Source organism: Sphaerospermopsis reniformis, assembly GCF_005402885.1.
GTDB classification, from domain to species: Bacteria; Cyanobacteriota; Cyanobacteriia; order Cyanobacteriales; family Nostocaceae; genus Sphaerospermopsis; species Sphaerospermopsis kisseleviana.
In genome coordinates this window covers 1-22,844 of record NZ_BJCE01000073.1, presented here as the reverse complement: position 1 = coordinate 22,844, position 22,844 = coordinate 1, and the positions used below count along the sequence as shown (strand labels likewise).

25 protein-coding genes are annotated in these 22,844 nt (G+C 36.4%); 13 read left to right on the top strand and 12 right to left on the bottom strand.

Annotation, left to right across the window (positions count from 1 at the left end; genetic code table 11):
* Positions 1-287 precede the first annotated feature (287 nt).
* On the bottom strand, positions 288-497 hold the full coding sequence (locus tag FFR48_RS12375) for a hypothetical protein (protein WP_096572584.1): 210 nt from the start codon (positions 495-497) through the stop codon (positions 288-290).
* A 269-nt stretch (positions 498-766) separates the two neighbouring features.
* On the opposite strand from FFR48_RS12375, the gene FFR48_RS12370 reads away from it, so the two are divergent.
* From FFR48_RS12370 to FFR48_RS12360, 3 genes are all read left to right on the top strand, one after another.
* Positions 767-2,926, top strand: coding sequence for a Tex family protein (locus FFR48_RS12370; RefSeq protein ID WP_137667567.1), 2,160 nt, complete (start codon positions 767-769; stop codon positions 2,924-2,926).
* A gap of 171 nt (positions 2,927-3,097) precedes the next feature.
* Positions 3,098-3,487 (top strand): phage holin family protein, encoded by a 390-nt coding sequence (locus FFR48_RS12365; RefSeq protein ID WP_096566009.1) that lies wholly within the window; start codon positions 3,098-3,100, stop codon positions 3,485-3,487.
* Positions 3,488-3,529: 42 nt separating this feature from the next.
* Positions 3,530-3,718, top strand: coding sequence for a YqaE/Pmp3 family membrane protein (locus FFR48_RS12360; RefSeq protein WP_096566007.1), 189 nt, complete (start codon positions 3,530-3,532; stop codon positions 3,716-3,718).
* Positions 3,719-3,750: 32 nt separating this feature from the next.
* Here the strand turns inward: FFR48_RS12360 and sbcD are convergent, their stop codons facing one another.
* Positions 3,751-4,977, bottom strand: coding sequence for an exonuclease subunit SbcD (sbcD, locus tag FFR48_RS12355; RefSeq protein ID WP_096566005.1), 1,227 nt, complete (start codon positions 4,975-4,977; stop codon positions 3,751-3,753).
* Positions 4,978-5,173: 196 nt separating this feature from the next.
* Here sbcD and FFR48_RS12350 point away from each other — a divergent pair, with 196 nt between their 5' ends.
* Positions 5,174-6,097: a serine/threonine protein kinase gene (locus FFR48_RS12350; protein ID WP_137667566.1), complete on the top strand. Its 924-nt coding sequence runs from the start codon at positions 5,174-5,176 to the stop codon at positions 6,095-6,097.
* An 826-nt stretch (positions 6,098-6,923) separates the two neighbouring features.
* Here the strand turns inward: FFR48_RS12350 and cysH are convergent.
* From cysH to FFR48_RS12325, 5 genes are all read right to left on the bottom strand, one after another.
* Positions 6,924-7,628: a phosphoadenosine phosphosulfate reductase gene (gene cysH / locus FFR48_RS12345; protein ID WP_137667565.1), complete on the bottom strand. Its 705-nt coding sequence runs from the start codon at positions 7,626-7,628 to the stop codon at positions 6,924-6,926.
* A 204-nt stretch (positions 7,629-7,832) separates the two neighbouring features.
* Positions 7,833-8,339 (bottom strand): DUF29 family protein, encoded by a 507-nt coding sequence (locus tag FFR48_RS12340; RefSeq protein WP_137667564.1) that lies wholly within the window; start codon positions 8,337-8,339, stop codon positions 7,833-7,835.
* 13 nt (positions 8,340-8,352) lie between these two features.
* Entirely contained in the window at positions 8,353-8,871 is a 519-nt protein-coding gene (locus tag FFR48_RS12335; RefSeq protein WP_137667563.1) for a DUF29 family protein, read from the bottom strand.
* A gap of 13 nt (positions 8,872-8,884) precedes the next feature.
* Positions 8,885-9,403 (bottom strand): DUF29 family protein, encoded by a 519-nt coding sequence (locus tag FFR48_RS12330; RefSeq protein WP_137667562.1) that lies wholly within the window; start codon positions 9,401-9,403, stop codon positions 8,885-8,887.
* A 120-nt stretch (positions 9,404-9,523) separates the two neighbouring features.
* The gene (locus tag FFR48_RS12325; RefSeq protein WP_137667561.1) at positions 9,524-11,905 is read right to left on the bottom strand and encodes a phosphoketolase family protein; all 2,382 of its coding nucleotides are present in this window, start codon (positions 11,903-11,905) and stop codon (positions 9,524-9,526) included.
* Here FFR48_RS12325 and FFR48_RS12320 point away from each other — a divergent pair.
* Positions 11,899-12,096, top strand: a complete 198-nt coding sequence (locus FFR48_RS12320; protein WP_137667560.1) for a hypothetical protein — start codon at positions 11,899-11,901, stop codon at positions 12,094-12,096. The genes FFR48_RS12325 and FFR48_RS12320 overlap by 7 nt on opposite strands.
* Before the next feature lie 43 nt (positions 12,097-12,139).
* On the opposite strand, the gene FFR48_RS12315 is transcribed toward FFR48_RS12320, so the two are convergent.
* Positions 12,140-12,370, bottom strand: coding sequence for a hypothetical protein (locus FFR48_RS12315; RefSeq protein ID WP_137667559.1), 231 nt, complete (start codon positions 12,368-12,370; stop codon positions 12,140-12,142).
* Between the two features lie 405 nt (positions 12,371-12,775).
* Between FFR48_RS12315 and FFR48_RS12310 the strand changes: the two genes are divergently transcribed.
* The 4 genes from FFR48_RS12310 to rpsU all read left to right on the top strand — a co-directional run bounded on the left by FFR48_RS12310 (position 12,776) and on the right by rpsU (position 15,550).
* Positions 12,776-13,516 carry a dienelactone hydrolase family protein gene (locus FFR48_RS12310; protein ID WP_137667569.1) on the top strand — a complete coding sequence of 247 codons (741 nt, stop codon included), beginning with the start codon at positions 12,776-12,778 and terminating at the stop codon, positions 13,514-13,516.
* A 211-nt stretch (positions 13,517-13,727) separates the two neighbouring features.
* Complete coding sequence (locus FFR48_RS12305) at positions 13,728-14,576, top strand: 3'(2'),5'-bisphosphate nucleotidase CysQ family protein (protein ID WP_137667558.1); 849 nt, start codon at positions 13,728-13,730, stop codon at positions 14,574-14,576.
* 323 nt (positions 14,577-14,899) lie between these two features.
* Positions 14,900-15,226, top strand: coding sequence for an RNA-binding regulator (gene rbp, locus FFR48_RS12300; protein ID WP_137667557.1), 327 nt, complete (start codon positions 14,900-14,902; stop codon positions 15,224-15,226).
* Positions 15,227-15,355: 129 nt separating this feature from the next.
* Positions 15,356-15,550, top strand: coding sequence for a 30S ribosomal protein S21 (gene rpsU, locus FFR48_RS12295; protein WP_013192888.1), 195 nt, complete (start codon positions 15,356-15,358; stop codon positions 15,548-15,550).
* 230 nt (positions 15,551-15,780) lie between these two features.
* On the opposite strand, the gene FFR48_RS12290 is transcribed toward rpsU, so the two are convergent.
* The 3 genes from FFR48_RS12290 to FFR48_RS12280 form a co-directional block, all read right to left on the bottom strand.
* Positions 15,781-16,668, bottom strand: coding sequence for a hypothetical protein (locus FFR48_RS12290; protein WP_096565971.1), 888 nt, complete (start codon positions 16,666-16,668; stop codon positions 15,781-15,783).
* A gap of 42 nt (positions 16,669-16,710) precedes the next feature.
* Positions 16,711-17,220, bottom strand: coding sequence for a hypothetical protein (locus FFR48_RS12285; RefSeq protein ID WP_137667556.1), 510 nt, complete (start codon positions 17,218-17,220; stop codon positions 16,711-16,713).
* Positions 17,221-17,334: 114 nt separating this feature from the next.
* Positions 17,335-17,991, bottom strand: coding sequence for a class I SAM-dependent methyltransferase (locus FFR48_RS12280; protein ID WP_137667555.1), 657 nt, complete (start codon positions 17,989-17,991; stop codon positions 17,335-17,337).
* Positions 17,992-18,268: 277 nt separating this feature from the next.
* Between FFR48_RS12280 and FFR48_RS12275 the strand changes: the two genes are divergently transcribed.
* The gene (locus tag FFR48_RS12275; protein ID WP_137667554.1) at positions 18,269-19,921 is read left to right on the top strand and encodes an ArnT family glycosyltransferase; all 1,653 of its coding nucleotides are present in this window, start codon (positions 18,269-18,271) and stop codon (positions 19,919-19,921) included.
* 51 nt (positions 19,922-19,972) lie between these two features.
* Here FFR48_RS12275 and FFR48_RS12270 read toward each other — a convergent pair whose 3' ends face one another.
* Positions 19,973-20,767, bottom strand: a complete 795-nt coding sequence (locus FFR48_RS12270) for a histidine kinase (protein WP_137667553.1) — start codon at positions 20,765-20,767, stop codon at positions 19,973-19,975.
* A gap of 206 nt (positions 20,768-20,973) precedes the next feature.
* Here FFR48_RS12270 and FFR48_RS12265 point away from each other — a divergent pair, with 206 nt between their 5' ends.
* The 3 genes from FFR48_RS12265 to FFR48_RS12255 are packed head-to-tail and all read left to right on the top strand — an operon-like array spanning position 20,974 to position 22,593.
* Positions 20,974-21,198 carry a hypothetical protein gene (locus FFR48_RS12265; RefSeq protein WP_096565963.1) on the top strand — a complete coding sequence of 75 codons (225 nt, stop codon included), beginning with the start codon at positions 20,974-20,976 and terminating at the stop codon, positions 21,196-21,198.
* A gap of 2 nt (positions 21,199-21,200) precedes the next feature.
* Positions 21,201-21,536 (top strand): cytochrome c6 PetJ, encoded by a 336-nt coding sequence (gene petJ, locus FFR48_RS12260; RefSeq protein ID WP_137667552.1) that lies wholly within the window; start codon positions 21,201-21,203, stop codon positions 21,534-21,536.
* Positions 21,537-21,573: 37 nt separating this feature from the next.
* A complete protein-coding gene (locus tag FFR48_RS12255; RefSeq protein ID WP_137667568.1) occupies positions 21,574-22,593 on the top strand; it encodes an aldo/keto reductase in 1,020 nt (339 codons plus the stop codon).
* The last annotated feature ends 251 nt before the right edge of the window (positions 22,594-22,844 follow it).

The following is a 22,844-nucleotide window of genomic DNA, read 5'->3' as shown; positions in this document are numbered from 1 at the left end:
ACCTGTTTTGTTTTGCTTTGTTTTTATCCTCTATTTTCTGACTTTTTTCCTAGACTTTAAATTTTTCCTTTACGATCGCTTGACAATCAAGACAGTCGCTACAAAAACTCTTAACCGAACAGTATTGGATTGGTAATAGGTGATTGGTGATTGGTGATTGGTAACTAGATCATGATTTTAGAACGAAATATAACCAACGCATTTCAAATGGATGAAACCACGTAGCAACGCCATGTACACTCTTGGAGTGTGTAGAGTCGCATTGCTACTGTTTTAACACAAACCGTTTAATAATATTTCTTCAACAACTTGTTAGAAAATAACAGTACAAAAACTAACAAACTTAACTGAATTTGCCAAGGTGCAACAATCAGGCTCAGAATCAGCGTTACAGCCGTCAATACACCTGAAATATAAGCAACTTCATCATTATGTTTGTTCCAAAAGTAACCAGTAATTAACCCAGTAAATAATGGAATCAGAAAAAACAAAGGCATTTTACCCAATCCTGAACTAACAGCCTCATGGTTGAAATCCATAGATTCAACCTATAGGAGGAATAAGAATTGATTATAGACTTACGTATGTTTCCTTTACAAGAATTTTACAATATTTTTCTTGAACAAAGCTTAAACTGAGGATAGGAAACAGTTTAAATTATATAACTGGGTATATAATTGGGTATATTATGAAATTTACAGGCTTGTACTGGCATATTGAGCAAGCATATTAAATCTTGAAGTAGCATTTTTAACAAAAAAATCGAATGTTGAACATTCCGCAATTACTAGCAACAGAACTAGAACTTAAACCCCATCAGGTGCAGAACGCACTGGAACTTTTCGCTGAAGGTGCGACAATTCCCTTTATTGCACGGTATCGCAAAGAACGCACTGGAGAAATGAATGAAGTGCAATTGCGGGATTTATCTGATAGGCATACGTACTTAACAGAATTAGAAGAAAGAAAGCAAGTAATTTTAAATGCTATATCAGAACAAGGTAAACTCACAGAAGAACTACAACAGAAAATAACCTCCTGTTTACAAAAAACAGAACTTGAGGATTTATACTTACCATACAAACCAAAACGCCGCACCCGTGCAACTATCGCTAGAGAGAAAGAACTAGAACCTTTAGCAGCATTTATTAAATCATTAAATGTGAAAAATGGCGTAGGTGCTGACTTAGAAATAGAAGCAGCAAAATATATTTCTGAAGAAAAAGGCGTAAAAAATGCAGAGGAAGCATTAAAAGGCGCATCAGATATTTTAGCTGAAGAAGTAGCAGAAAAAGCAGAATTACGCGCCTATCTGCGGGATTATTTCTTAGATGAAGGGGTGTTTGTTTCCCGTATTAAAGAAGAACATCCAGAAGGTACAACCAAATTTGAAATGTACCGCAATTATCAAATCAAAATCAAAAATATCGCCCCTCATAATATGCTGGCTTTGTGTAGAGGAGAAACAGAAAAAATCTTAAATTTTGACATGGATTTTGATGAAGATTTTGTACTTTCCTATTTAGAATCCCAAGAAATTAAAACCAAGGTCAGAAATATCAGAGACTTTTATCAAGCCATGTTAAAAGATGCCTTTAACCGCTTGATGAAAACTTCTCTTATCAGTGAAGTAATTTCTGAGAAAAAAACTTATTCTGATATAGAATCAATCAAAACATTTGAAGCTAATTTGCGGGAATTATTATTATCTGCACCTGCGGGAATGAAACCCACATTAGCGATAGATCCAGGTTTTAGAACAGGTTGCAAAGTTGCAGTTTTAGATCAAACAGGTAAATTCTTAGAATATCAAGCTGTATTTCCTCATCAAGCAGCAGAACAACGACAAAAAGCAGCACAAACACTAAAGAAATTAATTCAAAAATACAACATTGAATTAATCGCCATTGGTAACGGAACAGCATCCCGTGAAACCGATGAATTTGTAACAGAAGTATTAACAACTTGTGAATGCAAACCTGTTAAAGTCATAGTCAATGAATCTGGTGCTTCCATATATTCAGCCAGCAAAGTTGCACTTGCAGAATTTCCTGATTTAGATGTTACCGTCAGAGGTGCAATTAGTATCGGGAGAAGATTACAAGATCCCCTAGCAGAATTAGTAAAAATTGACCCCAAATCAATTGGTGTGGGACAATATCAACACGACGTTGATCAAAAATTGCTGAAAAAGAAACTCGATGAAACAGTAGAAAGTTGTGTGAATTATGTGGGAGTAGATTTAAACACTGCATCCAAAGAATTGCTAACCTTTGTTTCAGGAATTACCCCCACAGTTGCTAACAATATTATTGCTTATCGCAACCAAAACGGCGCATTCAAAAATCGCAAACAACTGTTAAAAGTAGCGAAACTAGGACCAAAAGCTTATGAACAAGCAGCAGGTTTTTTAAGAATTAGAGATGGAGAAAACCCCCTAGATAACACCGCAGTTCACCCAGAAAGTTATCCTGTAGTAGAGGCGATCGCTAAAGATTTACAAGTACCATTAAAACAGGTAACACAAATAGCTGAAAATCTGAAAAAAACCAACCTCAAAAAATACGTAACTGACACCATTGGAGAACCAACCCTGCGTGACATTCTCAACGAACTAGAAAAACCAGGAAGAGATCCCCGTGCAGAATTTAAGTATGCAACATTCAAAGAAGGAATAAAAGAAATTAGCGATTTAAAAGAGGGAATGGAACTAGAAGGAATAGTCACCAACGTTGCTAACTTTGGTGCATTTGTTGATATCGGAGTACATCAAGATGGTTTAGTTCACATATCCCAACTTGCAGATAGATTTGTAGATGATCCCAAGAAAATAGTTAAAGTTGGACAAGTAGTAAAAGTCAGAGTATTAGAAGTGAACGAAAAATTAAAACGCATTAGTTTATCAATGAAAGCAGTCAAACAATAAGCAAGGAGTCAGGAGTCAGGAGTCAGGAGTGAAAACCGCTGACTGGAAAAGACTCCAGTTTCCTATAAGTGAAAAATCCTCCTTCCGATATACCTCAATCCTATCTAGCAACAGATGTGAAAACTGCAAAATTCTTTAAAAATAAAGGTAGCAGTTACAGAGGTAAAAATAATGTGGGCGACATTTTTAACCGCACTCGCTACAGCATTAAGCTTGTTAATTGTCGATATCATCTTTCCTGGTGTTAGAATTGCCAATTTTCCCGCAGCTTTAATTGCTGGGTTAGTAATTGGTGCGATTAATGGTTCAATTAAACCAATTATTTCCACCCTATCTTTACCATTGACTTATGTAACTTTCGGTGGATTTTCTTTAATAGTCAACGGAATTTGTTTTTGGTTAGCATCAGTTTTAGTTCCTGGTTTTAGAGTGCAGGGAATTATCGCTTTTCTTCTCGCTCCAGTAGTTCTATCTTTGGCTAATACCTTCATCAATAAATACTTTGCAGAAAGAAATCTGGAGTTACAAGGCAATAATAGTCAAATCACGACTGAATCTTAAATGAAAGCAAGTAAGTAGTTTTGAAAAAGTAGGAATCATCCCATGAAATTAACTCGTTTGCTGCTTGGTTTATTCTTACCTCCTGTGGGAGTATTTCTGACAGAAGGTGTAGGTATAACTTTGATCATTAACATTTTGTTAACCTTGCTAGGTTGGCTTCCCGGTAGTATTCATGCACTGTGGGTAATTACCAAACATGAAGAAAGATTGAATAGAGGGGAAGGTTTTTAGTTGAATTTTTGCAGAGAAATAGCAGTTTGTGTTCAATAAATTTCTTCCACTAATAGATTTTCTGCTGCTTCTAACATAGATGCAGCAATATTTTTTAAATCTTCCCGATTATTTAAATAAGTTCTTAAAGCTTCCATCGGATCTATACTGCTGCTGGCACTTAATTCAGGAATACGCGGTTTAGCTAATTGACTAACTAATTCTGGTTGAATTGTATAGATGTGCGCTGTACTTAAAGCTTTATGAATTGCGGAATTTTCAATTAAATCTAACTGTTCAGAACGCAATTTATAGATTAACCTCACTACAGTTTCTTCGAGTTCATATTTAGCGATCGCCTTCAACAAAACTTCCTGCGGATCATCACTTTTAGATAAATCTACCTCAATAGTGCGAAATGTACGCACAGGTAAAGAGCAAAATTCCCACTCTACATTACCTTTTTCCAACTCCACCATTACATAACCTTTATCTTCCTTCTCCTCACTAAAATCTACCCTTTCTATACTCCCAGGATAAATCACAGGTGGATCATTAGATTTATTCAGATTTTGATGGCAGTGAACATGACCCAAAGCCACATAATCAAAACAAGGACGTGTTAACAAAGATAAAGGTAAAGTAAAGCCCTTACCCACAGCTAACAAACGTTCAGCACCTAACATAGCATTATCAGCCATTAAATGGGCTAAAAGTACGGTAGGTACATCAGGATCAAGTTTTCTCACTTCTCCTTCTAAAACCACTTCTAAGCGTTCTGTTAAAAGTTGATTGACTTCAGCCATAGATAAACCCGCTGTTTCCTTGCGAGTCATCAACATGGAACGAGTCAACCAAGGGAGTGTAATTACTTGTACTTTACCGTTACGGGTGGGGATATGATGAGTAGTTAAAGTATCACCAACTACAAAACCAGGAACGCCAAGAGTACGGTAAATATTTAGACTTGCGCCGCCCACACCTTGGGAATGTAAGTCATGATTACCAACTAACAAAACTGTCGGTATATTGGCATCTACAAGGCGGCGGAACTGACTAGCAAAGGCTTCTTGTACGTAGGGTGCGGGTGTGGCATCGGGAAAAGCATCACCACCAAAAATCACCATATCTACTGGTTCTGATAAAGCGCGATCAATACACAAAGATAGGGTATTGACAAAATCTTCTAATCGTGTATTTAAGCCTGTGGCGGGGTTGATGCGGCCGTGGGAGAAACCGCTTCCTATATGGATATCTGAAAGGTGTAGGATTTTAATCATGTTGCTGAGTGGGATTTTTTTTAACGAACCGCAAAGAACGCAAAGGACACGAAGGAAAGAGAATTTAAGAGATATTTTCCATAGGTCTTATAATAACGAACCACAGAGGCACAGAGGACACGGAGGGAGTAGGTTTTAGTTTTTATCTGCGTTTATCTGCGTTTATCTGCGTTCGATTATTTTTGATGCTTGGGTTATGTTACAATTACGGGCATATTTAAGCATACATCTTTTTATGTTACAACCTGGAAAGCCTTTACAACAACGTCCCCAATATGTAATAGAAGAAGAAATAGGTTCTGGGGGTTTTGGTGTTACCTATAAAGCTAAACATCAAGAGTTGAAGTTACCAGTTGTTATTAAAACTCCTAATAGTCGTTTGTGTAGAGATGCTAATTATCCTAAATATGTGGAAGGTTTCCGCAAGGAAGGAAGAAGATTAGCAGAGATTACCCAACTTCAACATCCCAATATTGTCAGAATTATAGACTTTTTTGAGGAGGATGGTTTACCATGTCTGGTGATGGATTTTGTTAAGGGTGAAAATTTATATCATTTGGTGCAAGATAAAGGTGTTTTATCAGAATCTACTGCTATTGATTATATTAAACAAATTGCTGATGCTTTATCTATTTGTCATGAAAATGGCATTATTCACCGGGATGCACATCCTGGAAATATGATTTTAAAAGAAAATAGCAATACTGTAGTTTTGATAGATTTTGGTTTAGTAGGAAATGTGGACAGTGAGAGTATTAACCGATCTGCTAATTTAGCTTTTGCACCTTGGGAACAAATGTTAGATACAGAGAAAGCACCAACTCTTGATGTTTATACTTTAGCTGCTTCTTTGTTTTATTTATTGACTGGAGATACTGCCACACCTTGTTTAGCAAGGAAGCTAGATAATCGGACTTTAATAGAACCGAAGGAATTAAATTCTAGGATTAGTGATAAGTTAAATCAAGCAATTGTTAAAGGATTGGAATTAGAACCTAAAAACCGTCCGCAAATTATTAAGGAATGGGTGGGTTTATTTTCTGAAGTTGACAGTATCAGGAAGATAGAAATTGAGCAAGTAATATGGTGGTTAATGGCTCTCCTAGAGTGGCTATGGTAATTTAATAAAAAACAACGGTTAAAACCATTAGTGTATAACGATTACATCAATCAAAAATAATAGATTTAATAAAAATTGATTTTGATTTTATTGAATCTATTGATACATAATGAATTTAACCAAGTATTAAGTGTTAAATGGTCATATCTAGTCTAGGAGAGCCTGGTTAATCAAAATTATCGGTATCTTATGGGTTGTCCTTTTTGTGTATTTGTCGGTGTTTGGAGAATTTTGTATATTTGGCTTGAATGTTTGTTTCGTTGGAGGTTGATTTTGTAGTTTGTAGAGTGCGGTGGAAGTGCGAAAATATCAGAAAATATACAAATCAATTAAATACACGACGTAACGCACCAGTTCTATTGTCAGAATCAGAATAACCAGAATTAAAGGATTAACAGGATGGTAATTTTTAGATGGTTGATAACCATTAAAAACCCATCATCAAAAAACATCCTGATAGCGAAGCGTGGCGTTAGCCATAAATCCTAAAATCCTGGACATCCTGATTCAGACAAAAAAATTCTAACTTTTGACTTTTGACTTTTGACTTCCCGAAGGGTGTCCTGGACATCCTGATTCAGACAAAAAAATTCTAACTTTTGACTTTTGACTTTTGACTTCCCGAAGGGTGTCCTGGACATCCTGATTCAGACAAAAAAATTCTAACTTTTGACTTTTGACTTTTGACTTCCCGAAGGGTGTCCTGGACATCCTGATTCAGACAAATACAAAATATTAATATTAGTCATTAGTAATTAGCCATTTTTTAACACATTACCAATGACCAATGACCAATGACCAATGACCAATAACTAAAAACTAAAAACTAAATGTGAATACCACACTCAGTTTTACCAGTTCCTCTCCAACGTCCAGCGCGTTCATCTTCACCTTCACGTACTTTAGTAGTAATAGGTTCATCACCAATGCTAGGATATCCTTGATCATGAAGTGGGTTATAAATCACTTTGTGTTCTGCAACATAATCCCAGCTTTGTTTGCGAGTCCAAGCAGCTAAAGGATTAATTTTTAAACGTCCTTGGTTGTCTAATTCAAAAATAGGCATATTCGCACGGGTAGCAGCTTGGTCACGACGGCGACCTGTAATCCAAGCTACGGTGTTTAGTTCGTTTAAACCGCGTGTTAAAGGTTCAATTTTAGTAACGTCGTGGAATTTGATAATATCTGTATCCCATAATGCTTCACCGTACTTAGCCGCAAAAGCTTCACGGGTGTCTACATCAGGTGCTTTGTAGGTTTTTAAATCTAGGTTATATAGGTCTTTTACTTTAGCAACTAATTCTAAAGTTTCTTTGAAGTGATACAGAGTATCTAGGAAGATAACGGGTACTGGATGCTTGAGTACAGTATATAAAATGTGGGTGAGGATGATGTCATCAACGTTAAACGCGCTGGTTTGTACTAAACCTGTGGGTATGTTTTCCACAGACCAAGCTAGAATTTCTGTAGGGGTAGCGGTTTCAAATTTCTGATTTAAGCTATCTAAATCAAAAGTTGCAGCGACTGTCATGATAATTCTCTAGTAAGGTATTTTTACTTTGTGTTAAGTTTCATCCTACCTTATAAAGACACCTATTCCTATCGTTATTGTTGATATTTAGGTAATTATTTTGTACGGTTATTACCACAGGGGATATTTTAAAGTCTGTTTTTAAACGCAGATGGACGCAGATAAACGCAGATATTATATATAATATAATACTATAATACATATTTATTGCCATTTTTCACTACCAGGTAATTTAATAATGATTTCTGTGATAGCTTTTGGTAAGTCTTTTACAGAATGTACATAGGTCAATTCTAGAAAATTTAAAGCAGTGGAAATTATGCTATTTTTATCAACCATTTCTGCTAGTTGAAATTCTGTATAGATACCATTCAAAACTTCTACGCTTGCATCACCTATTGCTAATTCTATTTCTTCTTCTAAATAATTATCCCATTCATCTTTATTGATGTAATAGGATTTTTTGTTTTCTTTAAGATTGATTTTTTTAATTTCTACTAAAGCGTTACGAATAGACACAACCCAAGAGTTTGTTAACCTTTTTTCTATTTGATTTTTAATCAAATGTATTAACAAAACCCTTAAAAATGATTGAATATTCCTTAAAATTGCTTGTTTACTCATCCCCTCTAACTCATCAACAATAGCCAAAGCATCTTCATAACGTCCGGCTAAAATACTATTTCTCAAGTCTATTAATTCTTGTGTCATTTTTTATCACCTCTTAGCTTTTCCCTAACTGCCAATTTTCCCCACTGGGTAATTTACCTAAATATTCATCTATTATATCAGGTAATTCTCGGATTTGATAATTATAGATAAATGTGAGTAATTCTGTTGCTGTTAATATTAATTGTTCTTTATTGAGAAGTTGTGAAAGTTGTTTTCTGTTAAATTTCCCATTCATTACTTCTAAACTTGCATCACCTATTGCTAATTCTATTTCTTCCTGCAACCAGGTATCCCATTCATCTTTATTGATGTAATAGGATTTTTTATTTTCTTTGAGATTGATTTTTTTGATTTCTACTAAAGAGTTACGAATAGATGCAACCCAAGAGTTTGTTAATCTTTGTTCTATTTGATTTTTAATCAAATGAATTAACAAAACTCTCAAAAATGATTGAATATTCCTGAAAATTGCTTGTTTACTCATCCCCTCTAACTCATCAACAATAGCCAAAGCATCTTCATAACGTCCGGCTAAAATACTATTTCTCAAGTCTATTAATTCCTGTGTCATCTTTTTTCACCTCTTAGCTTTTCCCTAACTGCCAATTTTCCCCACTGGGTAATTTACCTAAATATTCATCTATTATATCAGGTAATTCTCGGATTTGATAATTATAGGTAAATTCAAGTAATTCTGTTGCTGTTAATATTAATTGTTCTTTATTGAGAAGTTGTGAAAGTTGTTTTCTGTTAAATTTACCATTCATTACTTCTAAAGTAGCTGGACGAATAGCAGACTCTAAAGCATCTGTTAATATTTCACCCCATTCATCATTATTGATATAATAAGATTTTTTATTCTCTTTCATGTTCAATTTCTTAATTTCTAAAATCGCATTTTCAATAGATGCTGCCCAAGAATTTGTTAATCTTTGTTCGATTTGATTTTTGATCAAATGAATTAACAAAACTCTCAAAAATGATTGAATATTCCTGAAAATTGCTTGTTTACTCATCCCCTCTAATTCATCTACAATTGCTAAAGCATCTTCATATGTTCCAGCTAAAATACTATTTCTCAAGTCTGTTAATTCCTGTGTCATATTAATTAACCTCAAAGGTTATTTAATAGTATTATAACAAATAATTCATAAATTTGATCAAAATAAGATCCCGGACTTCTTAAATAAGTCCGGGATCTGAGGTTATTTAGTCGTTACGGTTTAATAAGGCCATTTCCAGTCTCTAATTTCTGGCATATCTTCACCGTGTTTCTCGATGTATTGCTTATGTTCAATCAATTTATCTTGTAAATTTTGTTTCACATAAGCGGCTTTATAACCCAATTTTGGTACACGATCTATTACATCCATTACTAAATGGAAACGATCTAAATCATTCATTACCACCATATCAAAAGGTGTGGTTGTTGTTCCTTCTTCTTTGTAACCACGAACATGAATATTATTGTGGTTTGTATGGCGATAGGTGAGACGATGAATTAACCAAGGATAGCCATGAAATGCAAAGATAATTGGTTTATCTGTGGTAAAGATGATATCAAAATCTTTGCTGCTTAAACCGTGGGGATGTTCACTTTTTGGTTGTAGTGTCATCAAGTCTACAATGTTCACTACCCGCACTTTTAATTCTGGGAAATTTTGCCGTAAAATATCCACCGCAGCTAGGGTTTCTAAAGTGGGAATATCCCCCGCACAAGCCATAACTACATCGGGTTCACCATCTTGATCATTACTTGCCCATTCCCAAATTCCTAAACCTTTGGTACAGTGTTTAATGGCTGCATCCATGTCTAAATATTGCAGTGCCGGTTGTTTTCCAGCTACTATCACATTTACATAGTTGCGACTTCTTAAACAATGGTCGGTGACAGATAACAAAGTGTTAGCATCGGGTGGCAGATAAACACGAATAACGTCGGCTTTTTTGTTAATTACATGATCCAAAAACCCAGGATCTTGGTGAGAGAAACCGTTATGATCTTGTCGCCAAACATGGGAAGTGAGAAGATAATTTAAAGAGGCGATCGGTCTTCTCCAAGAAATATGACGAGTTGTTTTTAACCATTTGGCGTGTTGGTTAAACATCGAGTCAATGATATGAATAAATGCTTCATAACAGGAGAAGAAACCATGTCTTCCTGTTAGCAAATATCCTTCTAACCATCCTTGACAGTTGGTTTCACTCAGCATTTCCATTACCCGACCATTTGCTGATAAATGATCATCTTCGGGCAAAGTTTCCGCCACCCAAGTTCTGTTAGTAACTTCTAGTACAGGATCGATGCGGTTAGATGCGGTTTCATCGGGTCCAAAAACTCGGAAGTTCTTGCTTTCCAGGTTTTCTTTCATCACATCCCGCAGGAATTTTCCAGTAACTTTGGTTGCTTCTGCGTTGACTGTTCCGGGTTTGGGGACTTCTACTGCATAGTTGCAAAATTCTGGTATGATTAAATCACGCAGCAAGATACCACCGTTAGCGTGGGGGTTGTCTCCCATGCGTCGCTGGCCTGTGGGTGCGAGTTCTGCAAGTTCGGGAATGAGTTGACCGGTTTCGTCAAAGAGTTCTTCGGGTTTGTAACTCTTCATCCAGTCTTCTAAAAGTTTCAAATGTTCTGGTTTACCAGCTATATCACTAAAGGGGACTTGGTGCGATCGCCAATAGTCTTCTGTTTTCTTCCCGTCTACTTCCTTGGGTCCAGTCCAACCTTTGGGAGTTCTTAAAATGATCATTGGCCATTGCGGGCGTTTTTTGAAACCATGTACCCGCGCTTCTCTTTGGATACCTTGAATTTCCGTAACAATAGTATCTAAAGTTGCTGCCATTTGTTGATGAACATCCGCCGGATCAGCACCTTCGACAAAGTAAGGTTTATAGCCGTAGCCGATAAATAGGCTTTCTAGTTCATCATGGGGTATCCGTGCTAATACGGTGGGATTAGCAATTTTATAACCGTTCAAATGTAAAATCGGTAAAACCGCACCATCAGTAGCAGGGTTGAGGAATTTGTTAGAATGCCAGCTTGTAGCTAAAGGTCCGGTTTCGGCTTCCCCATCACCCACAACCGCCGCAACTAACAGGTCTGGGTTGTCAAAAGCAGCACCAAAAGCGTGTACTAAAGCATAACCGAGTTCTCCCCCTTCGTGAATAGAACCGGGGGTTTCCGGGGCAACGTGACTAGGAATACCACCAGGGAAGGAGAACTGTTTGAACAGTTTTTGCATTCCCTCTGCATCTTGGGAGATGTTGGGGTAATATTCGCTATATGTTCCTTCTAAGTAGGTGTTAGCTACCAGTCCGGGTCCACCATGTCCGGGTCCTGCGATGTAGATGGTGTTGAGGTCGTATTTTTTAATGATGCGGTTGAGGTGGACATAAATAAAGTTCAGTCCAGGGGTAGTTCCCCAATGTCCTAATAGTCGCGGTTTTACGTGGTCTTGTTTAAGGGGTTCTTTCAGTAGGGGGTTGTCGAGGAGGTATATTTGTCCGACTGAGAGATAGTTGGCTGCACGCCAATATGCGTTAATTTTGTGTAATTCTGTGTCTGTTAAGGGTTTTGGTTTGGGAGTGCTGGCTAATGTCATTTTCAACTCCGGTAGTATTTACACCAATGTCTAGTGTAATGGTTTGCTGTTTTGGTGTCATCTTACCTGTGATTTGTTTTTTCGGTGGGATGTTACAGATTTTTTTGATGTCACGCAGAGGCGCAGAGAGAGGAAGAAGTGATGATAAGTTTTTTTCTTATAAACGCCAATTATCTAATATTAATGAATAGCCTAAATTTTAAATTATTATTAAGTAATGATTTTTCTATTTTATTAGTCTTTAATATTATGTCCTCTTTTTTCCATAGCTTCAGCTACTATTTCATCAACAACTTCTGGAATATCGTCATATAATCCCATTAATGGGTCTTTTTGTTCTTGAATTTCTGCTAATCTAGCAATTACTTTTGTGAGCAATTCTGATACACTAGATTGGTTAAGCATTGCTAGGGTTTTGGCTCTTTCCAATGTGAGTCTGTCTATTTCTAAGTTAATTTGTTCCATGATGACTTTGACCTCTATTTTATGGTTTTATCTAATTGTATCATAGTAGTTGGCGTGTCGGTTTGATGATTGCTGCGAATTTCAAATACTCCATTAAAACCTTTTAAGGGTTTTATTTTGGTATGAGTTTGATTAGTTTGCACTCGATAGAGAATATACCCAATTTCGTCAATTACATCTTCAGGAAATTCTAAAAGTTCTTCTTTGGAGGTTTTGAATCTTACGACACATCCTTTTTTATTGTATATGATAGCACATAGTCTTAGTTAAAGATACAAAAATATACAAAATGCGTGTCAAACTAGGAAATTCAACTTCTTGAAAAAATCGAGTATTTGGGAAAATTTACTGATTATTATAAAACCTAAAGAATTACAAATTAACACATTAGCAAAAAATCAAAAAATGCAAATTGTTAAACGCAATATCGAATTAAAAGTAGATGATAGTTTAATGCGGGTTTATGTCGCATCTCCTAAACCAGAGGGTAAATATCCAGGAATTGTTTTTTACAGTGATATTTATCAATTAGGTGGGGCAATAATTCGCTTAGTTAATTATTTAGCTGGGTTTGGTTATGTTGTCGCTGCACCGGAAATTTTTCACCGTATTGAACCTATAGGTTCTATCATTGAACCTGATGATCTGGGGAGAATGCGCGGTAATGATGATGCACGCAGAACTTTAATTTCTGAATATGATGCAGATACTCGCGCTGTAATTGATTTTCTCAAAAATGACAATTCAATTATTGCTGAAAAAATCGGCACTTTGGGTTTTTGTATTGGTGGACATTTGGCTTTTCGGGCTGCTTTTGAAGATGAAATAAAAGCTTGTGTTTCCTGTTATCCTACAGGTATTCCCATCGGTAAATTAGGTAAAGGTATGGCGGATACTATTCACAGATTTTCAGAAATTAAGGGGGAAATGTTGTTAATTTTTGGTACTCAAGATCCCCATATTCCTGAACAGGATAGACAGACTATTATTAAGGGTTTAGAAACTGCAAAAATACCTCATCAATTTTTCTGTTATGCAGCGGAACATACTTTTATGCGAGATGACGGTTATCGTTATGATGCGGAAGCGGCGACATCTGCATGGCGAGAAATAATTGCTTTTTTGGAGAGGAAGTTTAAAGGGTAATTTCTAATTTTAAAACAACTTATTTAAGGGTTTAGCACTGCTAAACCCCTACCCAACAAAATATAAAATCGCTGAAAGTCTCTTCCCTTTTGCCTATTGCCTTTTGCCTTGCCATAAGGATAAATTTCAACGCCTACCTACTTAGTCGAACTCATGTTATGTTATGTTTGGTGAATTTATCACTTCAAGCTTTTCATGTTTCAACTAACAAATGACAAACTTACCAGAAATACTCAAAATTACTCGTGAGGTGGGTTGGGGTGCTGCTAAGTTACTGCGATCCTATTATCAAGCAACCGCTAACAACCTAGAAATAGAATATAAGCAAAATGAACCCATAACCATTGCTGATAAGGCTGTCAGTGAGTATATCCTATCTCACCTACAGGCAGCATTTGTTGATGAAGATTTTGGTTATATTAGCGAAGAAACCTATAAATCTCAACAAGGTAAATATCCTGGGGAGTTAGTTTGGATTATTGATCCTTTGGATGGTACAAGAGATTTTATTAATAAAACTGGGGAATATGCAATACATATTGCTTTAGTGCAAAACACAAGGCCAATTTTAGCAGTGGTAGCAATACCGGAAGCGGAAAAGATATATTATGCTACTAAAGGTGGTGGTACTTTTGTCGAAACTGTTAATGGTTCTCATCCTTTGAAAGTGGCTGCTGCTAAACCACTTGAAGATTTAATCTTGGTTGTCAGTCGTTCCCATCGTCATGATAAGTTAGAATTTTTACTGAAAAATCTACCCTGCCAAAAACAAAAAGCCATTGGTAGTGTAGGTTGTAAAGTGGCTGCTATTGTCGAACAACAAGCAGATGTTTATATTTCCCTGTCTGGAAAGTCAGCCCCTAAAGATTGGGATCTGGCAGCACCAGAATTAATTTTAACAGAAGCTGGTGGTAAATTTACCCACTTTGACGGCAGACCATTAGAGTATAACACCGGTGACATCAACCAATGGGGCGGTTTGTTGGCTAGTAGTTCTCAAGATCACGAAATATTGTGTCAGAAAGCAGAACTAACATTAACTGAGTTTGCGGCTAAATGAAGCCCGTACACAAAAGATAAATTATTTTCCATGTAGACGTGAGTTATGCTATAATCATAATTCATGCTAAATGAGAGTGATAATTCCTAAAATCCTTAATGATTTTTTAGCTTTCAGCCTTCTATCAGCACCTAGTCAGATGTTCAGTTGGATCTAGTCTATGGGTAGCTGAGGAAATGTTACTTCTTAGGAGTTCATATTCAAAGGCTGTGCTATACTCGCGGATATAAAGATTATTTTCGGTTGAGTAAGTCGTTTTAATTTGTTTTAAATGCGTCTCTCCGAATCTAACTCTCTACACTCTCTGGTTTGGGAGACCATCTATGTCAATTTACGTTGGAAATTTGTCCTATCAGGTGACAGCAGAAGATTTGAAACTGGCTTTTGCTGAGTACGGTACAGTTAGCAATGTGCAGCTACCCACTGATAGGGAAACAGGCCGTCCACGTGGTTTTGCCTTCGTGGAAATGTCGTCTGAAGCTGAAGAAAAAGCAGCTATTGAAGCACTTGATGGTGCTGAGTGGATGGGGAGAGATTTAAAAGTGAACAAGGCTAAACCCCGTGAGGAAAGAGGTTCTTCTCGTGGAAGTGGAAGCTGGGGTGGCGGTGGCCGTTCTGGTGGAGGTCGTGGAGGCGATCGCCGTTATTAATCCTGTTCTGAAGAAATTTTAAATCTTTTAAATCTAGAGTCTCCAGCAGATAAAGCCCAGGGTTTGACTCTGCTGAGATATTTTTATACTCTAGTTTGTATGTGTTAAACCAAAAAAGGAGGACTAGGAATGACACAAGTAGTTTTAGGGGAAAATGAAGGTATTGAATCAGCTTTGCGGAGATTTAAACGTGAAGTTTCCAAAGCCGGAATTTTCCAAGATATGCGGAAGAATCGCCATTTTGAAACACCTTTAGAAAAAGAGAAACGTAAAGCAATAGCTAGACACAAGCAACGTCGTCAACAGCGTTCTCGCTTCAAGTAAGATAGTAGGTGACAGGTAACAGGTGACAGGTGACAGTAATGTTCACTGCAACTGTGTAGAAATCAGTTACCATCTCTTCGTTATTCCGCTGAAAATTTGTTTTTTTTTGTGGTTATACAATCTACCAGCCACAAGTAATTAGTAGAAACTAATAGAAAACCTGTTTGTAGTAGTGCTGCATTTATTGATTTTCGGCACTACTACAAGTTGTATTTAGGTTCAAAAATTAGCTAAATTTCTGCAACTGCGCGTTCAATCAAACGTCGTGCTAAAGTTTGAGTTCCTGTATGTTCATAGTAATTAGTGGACATATCTAGAAAAGCGGCTACATAGTCTAATTTGTCATCACTAAATTCAAGAAAACCTTGTAAATTGCCAAGAACTTTCTGAGCAGTTAAAGCATTAGCACTAACTATACCATTCATCCAACCCTTAACAGAATCAACACTTTGACCAATAAAGTCTAGTTTACCACCAGTACCATTGCCAGGAATTGCATCTTTCATGGTTCTAAAAGTAGAGTTTTGATCCAACTCTTGGGGTTTCATGTTACTGAGGAAAGTTAATGATTTTTGGATAAAATCAGGACCTAGAGGAATAATACCATCAACAGCAACCAAAGCTGCCATGCGAATCATTGACTCACCACTATATTCACCTAAAGCACCAACAAAATCGCCAATACTATCACCGGGAATACCATTAATTTGGCAAAAAGCGACTAATTCAGCGACTATTTTTAAAGTTAAATCAATAGTTTGAGCTTTATCTGGTTTGGGAGTGATAGAGTTTAAAAAACCAAATAAGGGAATGGTTTCACCAACTTTATTAGCCAAAGCGGCTGCACCTAAAGCCTTATCAGTACCATCAACAGTTTGATAAAGCCATAAAGCAGTTTGATAACCTTGGGATTTATCATTAAAAAGATAAATTGCCCGTTCACCAATTTGCTGAATTAGATCCTCATCATCTTCACCAGTCACAGTTTTAATAGTATTGACAAAACCCACAGTATTTTGCCATTCACCGGGAGCAATAAAATCCAAAGCATTTAACATAGAAACAGTTAAACCGCTGGTTGGTAGTTCATCAACTAACTCAAAAATTGGTTTACTCACAAAAATCTCCTGATTGATATGTTGTTATCCGAAATTTAGAGGTCATTTCAACTTAGCTAAACCATCAAGATCAAATTTTTCAATCCAATCTTCCCTGTCACTAGCGTTAAATAATGGATCTTTAGAAATCACTTTGACTTGATACTTACCCACCAAAACCGAAGTTTGGGTTTTACCCGTTTCTACAGCAGGATAACCTTCAATTTTCTTGGTGCTATTGGCATATTTTGATGCTACTGTAGGCGTGCTGGTAGTATCAGAAATAGCTAATTGAGCAACAACTTTACCGTCTTTTTTCAAATTCGCTTCTGAAAAGCCTTTTTTCTCTTGGGTATAAACTCGGTCGTAATCATCATCACTTTCAGGAAAGAAAGCATTTAATTTACTACCCTGAGTGGCATTTTTAACAACAGCCTGACCACTTTTTTGTTTTGTGCTTTCCTGTTGTGCTTGATCAAAACGATTAGGTACTTTTTCCGCACAAGCGGTAGTCAGCAATAAAACACACAGTAGTAAACTGGCTAAAATTCTACGACTACGAGATAAGATCATGTTTTTTCTCCTTCAATGCTTGAAGCTTGAGGCAATTATCTGCTTTACTTGAGTATTTGCACCAAAAAATTTACTATTTGATCATGATTGGTAGTCCAGATAACCAATTTTTTCCTAACTTGATGATTCCACACGATAAGCTATCACAGTATAGAAGGGATCTCCTCCTGGTAAACCCAACCATTGTAAAAAATTCGGCGCAGTTGATTTATTGATGATCACTTCGGGAGTGGAAAACCCTGGTACTGAAGCAAAGTAACGCTTAACTAGCTCAACTCTAGACGCTTCTGAGGCATCCCGCCAGATTTGAATCGCCTTTTGATAAAACATCCGGTTAGAAAAGCTGATAATAGCCACACCACCAGGTTTAAGAATACGGTGAATCTCGGAAAATACAGCTTCTGGATATTGAATATACTGGACAGAAACACAGTTGACAACAGCATCAAAATCCTGATCTGGCAAGGGTAGCTGAGGTTGTGAGTTGAGATTTTGCACGAAATAATGGTTCAGTCGAGGATTGCGTGCTAGTTCCTCGGCGTTGAGTCCATGTCCCTCCACATGAGCAAATTCTATTTCTTCTGGTAGATGAGACACCCAACTGCTCATCATATCAAAAATGCGCGTGTTCGGTTGCAGTCGCTGACGATATAAATCTGTTAATTGTTGAATAAAGCCTTCATCAACGTGGGTGACAAAGCGCGGGTAGTCGTAAAACAATTTATCATCGGTGTCATCTAACTTGAGACGTTGATCTGGTCGCAACAGCATACGATTTGTTTGAGAATTTGTTTGAGAATTTGTCGGGTAAGTTTGGGTAAGAAAAAATTGCCTGATTTGTGTCAATTTGGTGAGTATTCTGATTTTGAATTGTGTATACTAACCAAACTAATTCATGACTTACGCAGAACAGAACGCAAGTAGGGGTAATTCATGAATTACCCCTACGCAATAATCAGGTTTTTAGTCCAATTTTGCCTAAGTCCTATAATTTTAAAACAAAACTGTTACACAATCTACAGATCAACTGATGATTCTCATTAATTAAATGTTCTATAAATCACCTTTATTGAAAGATGTCTGGCTACAAATTCGTTTATTGACAAAATCACACTATGCTCTTTTGTTAATTTGGTTACTACCTTTATTGCTATTTACTTCTGGTGAAACTAGCCTCATGGCACATGACGAAGCTCTTTATGCAACAAGAGCGCGTTTGATGTTTGATTCTGGTAACTGGATAGCACCTTGGGAAAATGCCCATCATAAAACCCCTGGTTTTTATTGGTTAATTGCTGTTTTTTATCAGTTATTTGATGTCAGTGATACCACTGCCAGAATACCTGCTATGATTGCGGGAATTTGTTGCACATTAGTTATATATGAAATAGCTAAAATATTACTGGGTAAAAAGTTAGCTTACCTATCGACGGCTATTTTGAGTGTAGAATTTCTCTGGCTACAATATTGTCGTTTAGCTGCACCTGATGTACCTACAATTCTATTAGTGTGTTTAGGTATTTTATGTTTATTAAATTCTGAATTATATCCAAAATATAGATGGATTTATGGTTTGATTGTTGGTTTATGTTTTGGTTTAGGTTTCTTGATAAGAAGCTTTATGATTTTTTTGCCGATGGTGGCTTTATTACCTTATTTAATTGGAGAAAATCGCCGTCATCGTCATCTTACCAACCCGATGTTATATGTAGGATTTTTAATTGGGTTTATTCCTACTTTAGTTTGGTTATGGTTTAGCTGGCAGCGTTATGGTGGTGATAGTTTTGGCCAGTTGTGGGATTTTGTCGTGCGACTGGGTAGTCGTGAACAACATGGAAATAATATATTTTTCTATTTCTGGAATATTCCTTTAAAATCTTTTCCTTGGTTCTTTTTTAGCCTTTTAGGTTTAGCTTTAGTAATTCGTAAACCTATCCCTCGCTACCAATTATTATTAGTAGGTTTTCCTGTTGTTTTATTTTTAGAAATCAGTTTATTTTTGACTCGATTTTCTCATTATAGTCTTTGTCTTTATCCTTTTATTGCTATGTTTGCCGCTGTGGGTTTAGACTGGTTAGGAAAAATTTACCAACAAAGAAAATCGAGTAAAGTTAGTAACTTTAGTAAAGTTCAAGCATCTCTTACCCGCAATATTAGTTATGTATTTGGTGTTTTAGGTATTATCTTTATTTTAGCTGGTGTAGTGGCTTTGGTTGCAGGGATTCTTGATATTCAAAAGTATGCAATTCTGGCGTTAATTTCTGGTTTAGGTTGTTTAATTGTACCTTGTGTTTGGATTGGACGCTATCATTTTTATCAGAAATTTCTCACTTATCGTTACTGGATGGGTGGTTGGTTAATTGCCAGTTGGTTATCTATCGCTACGGCTGGGAGTTTAGGTTTATTAGGAGACTTAAACCCTGAATTTAGAATGTTTTTTCAGCAAGAATATATTGCGTCAATTCTCCAAAATTATCCGGTAGCTTTTGTCAAATCCGATGATAAATATTCTGTTTTGATTAATTTTTATACTCCTATTCATGGTCAAAAAGTACAGTCAATTTCTCAATTACCAGCTTTGAGTTATGCTTGGATTTATCCGCCTAATTCTGATGATTTAGTTAAGAATTATCGTGTTGTTGGTAGTATTAAAAATTATCAATTAATTCAAGTTTTACCAGTTGAAAATAAAAGTTCGTAGTAAGGGCTTTAGCCCTTGAGAAAGCGATGAATCGCTTACTACGAACCAACTTTATTTGACATTAGCTTCTGGTTGATGAGAGTCTTTATCTTTGAATAAATCAGCCGCTGCTAATAATAACTCTCTCAAATTTTGTTTTAATTGACGTTCTTTTTTCGCTATGGATGCACCTGCTTCACCGAGTTTGTTTTCTAACTGAGAGTGTTTTTCTCCTACTTGTGTAGCCACATTTTCCGCTTGGGGACGAGCTTGATTATACCAGGTTTTGGCATCGTCTAAATATTCTTTGACTTCTACAGAACGTCCGCCATAACGTGCGGCTAAATTAGCACGAATAATGGCTAATTGTGCTTGTAATTGGGCGTAGCGTTTCTTTAATAAAGCGACTTCTTCACTATTTTGGATAGTATGAATTGCTGAGGCGATCGCATTTTTAATACTATCCGATTTTTCTTGACTTGTATCCTGAATTTCTGCTAACATTCCCTCAACTTCTTGTTGCAGTTGTTCTTCTTCTTGATCTAATTTCGCTTGAATTTGTTTGAGTTCGGTTTGGGTTTTGACAATAGCTTCATGTCTTTTGCTATTCACCCCTTCTAAAGCACCTTCAATAGAAGCTGTGACTTCTTCTTTGATTTCGCTACCTTTATCTTGGAGATTTTCAATTACTGTAGAAACAGCATCTTTAACTAAAGTGCGTAACTCACTAGAACCTTCTTTGACTTCAGCAGAAACTTGAGAAACTGCGGTTTTAACAATTTCTCTAATGTTTTCTGTTCTTAATTGTCCCGTGGCTTTGGCTTCTTGTAAATCTGCTTGGATTTTTTCTTTAATGTTGTTAGTCATTGTTAATCCTGATAATAATCATAATGCTACATAGTCATTATGACTCATGATTTTTTTGTCTACACACCTCCTGGAGATAGAAAACAGCAAATCAAAAGTTAGATTTGTGCAAAGTCACCAATTATGAGATGATAAATAATCAGATCTCCGACTTCTTTGAGAAGTCGGGGATCTATATCCTGATGATGAGAAATAAATAATTAACTATGTGGCGTGTAAATATCACTTGTTCGGGAGATGCTTGGAAAATTCATGGTGCTGAGTTTAAAACAATGGCACAAAATTATCGAGGTGAAGTGATATCTTCTAAAAAACTGCCCGATGGTACTCGCATCATGGCTTATAAAATTGAAGATGTCAGTGATGCGGAGGAATTTCAAGAAAAGTGCGCTAATTTTCCAGGGTTTACATCTGATTTTGAATCATTATAACCATGAAAAAACTCATAACTTTGATTTTGTTGACTTTCTGTTTGTGGATAATCAATTTTCCCTTACCAGCTAACGCTTTAGATACCCAAAATGGGGCGGAAGTTTTTAGCGTTCATTGTGTTGGATGTCATATCAATGGTGGTAATATTATTAGAAGAGGCAAGAACTTAAAAAAGAATGCTTTGAAAAGATATGGTATGGATTCTTTAGAGGCGATTACAAATATCATCACTAATGGTAAAAGTAATATGTCAGCCTATAAAGAAAAGTTGACAACGGAAGAAATGAAAAATGTCGCGGCTTATGTTTTGGAACAAGCAGAAAACAACTGGAAATAATCAGATCAACAATAACACAAACAATAAGATCAAAAATATCATGTTACCTGAAGCAAGTTATTTACAATTTACCCCTGATTTAAAGATTTGCCGAATTTTAAATGGAATGTGGCAAGTTTCTGGAGGACATGGACGCATTAACCAGAAAGCTGCTATTGAGTCAATGTTTCAATATGTGGATGCTGGGTTTACGACTTGGGACTTAGCAGATCATTATGGACCAGCAGAAGATTTTATTGGTGAATTTCGTCGTCAGTTAATAGCAACTCGTGGAGAAGAAGCGGTTAATAATATTCAAGCTTTTACAAAATGGGTTCCGCGTCCGGGAAAGATGACGAAACAAATAGTAGAGGAAAATATTAATATTTCTCTGCGTAGAATGGATGTTAAATCATTAGATTTGATGCAGTTTCACTGGTGGGAATATCGAGACTCTAACTATTTAGATGCTCTCAAATATATGGCAGAATTGCAAACAGAGGGCAAAATTAAGCATTTAGCTTTGACTAATTTTGATACGGAACATTTGCAAATTATCACGGAAGCTGGAATTAAGATTTTTTCTAACCAGGTGCAGTATTCTTTGGTTGACAGAAGACCACAGGTAAATATGGCTAAATTCTGTCAAGAACATGATATAAAATTGTTTACCTATGGTAGTGTGTGCGGTGGTTTGTTATCAGAAAAATATTTAAATCAACCAGAACCACGGGGTTTTGATTTGAATACAACCAGCTTGAAGAAATACAAAAATATGATTGATGCTTGCGGTGGTTGGAGATTATTTCAAGAATTGCTTTCCACCCTGAAACAAATTGCCGATAAACATCAAGTGAGTATTGCTAATGTGGCTGTGAATTACATTTTAAATCAGCCCGCAGTAGGCGGTGTAATTGTTGGTGCTAGGTTAGGAATTGCAGAACATATTGCCGATAATGCGCGGGTGTTTGGGTTTAGTTTGGATGCTGAGGATGTGAAAAAAATTGATGCAGTTTCGCAGCAGTCACGGGATTTATATCAGTTAATTGGTGACTGTGGGGATGAATATCGAAGGTAGTTAAGCAGGGCTTTGGGAATAACTAACCCCTCATTTATTCTTCGTGAATCAAAGCTTGAAACTGAAAACTGACAACTGAAAACTGATAATTGATCACTGAATAAATCAACAAATAGTTATTTTTTTAGTTAGGGTTTGCTGAATAAACCTAAAACCTTGATATATCAAAGGTTAGAGGCTGATAAACACAGAAATTAGTGCAAGGGTTTTGAAGGGTATACCGGAAAAAGTGTGCATTTTTTGGGATTTCA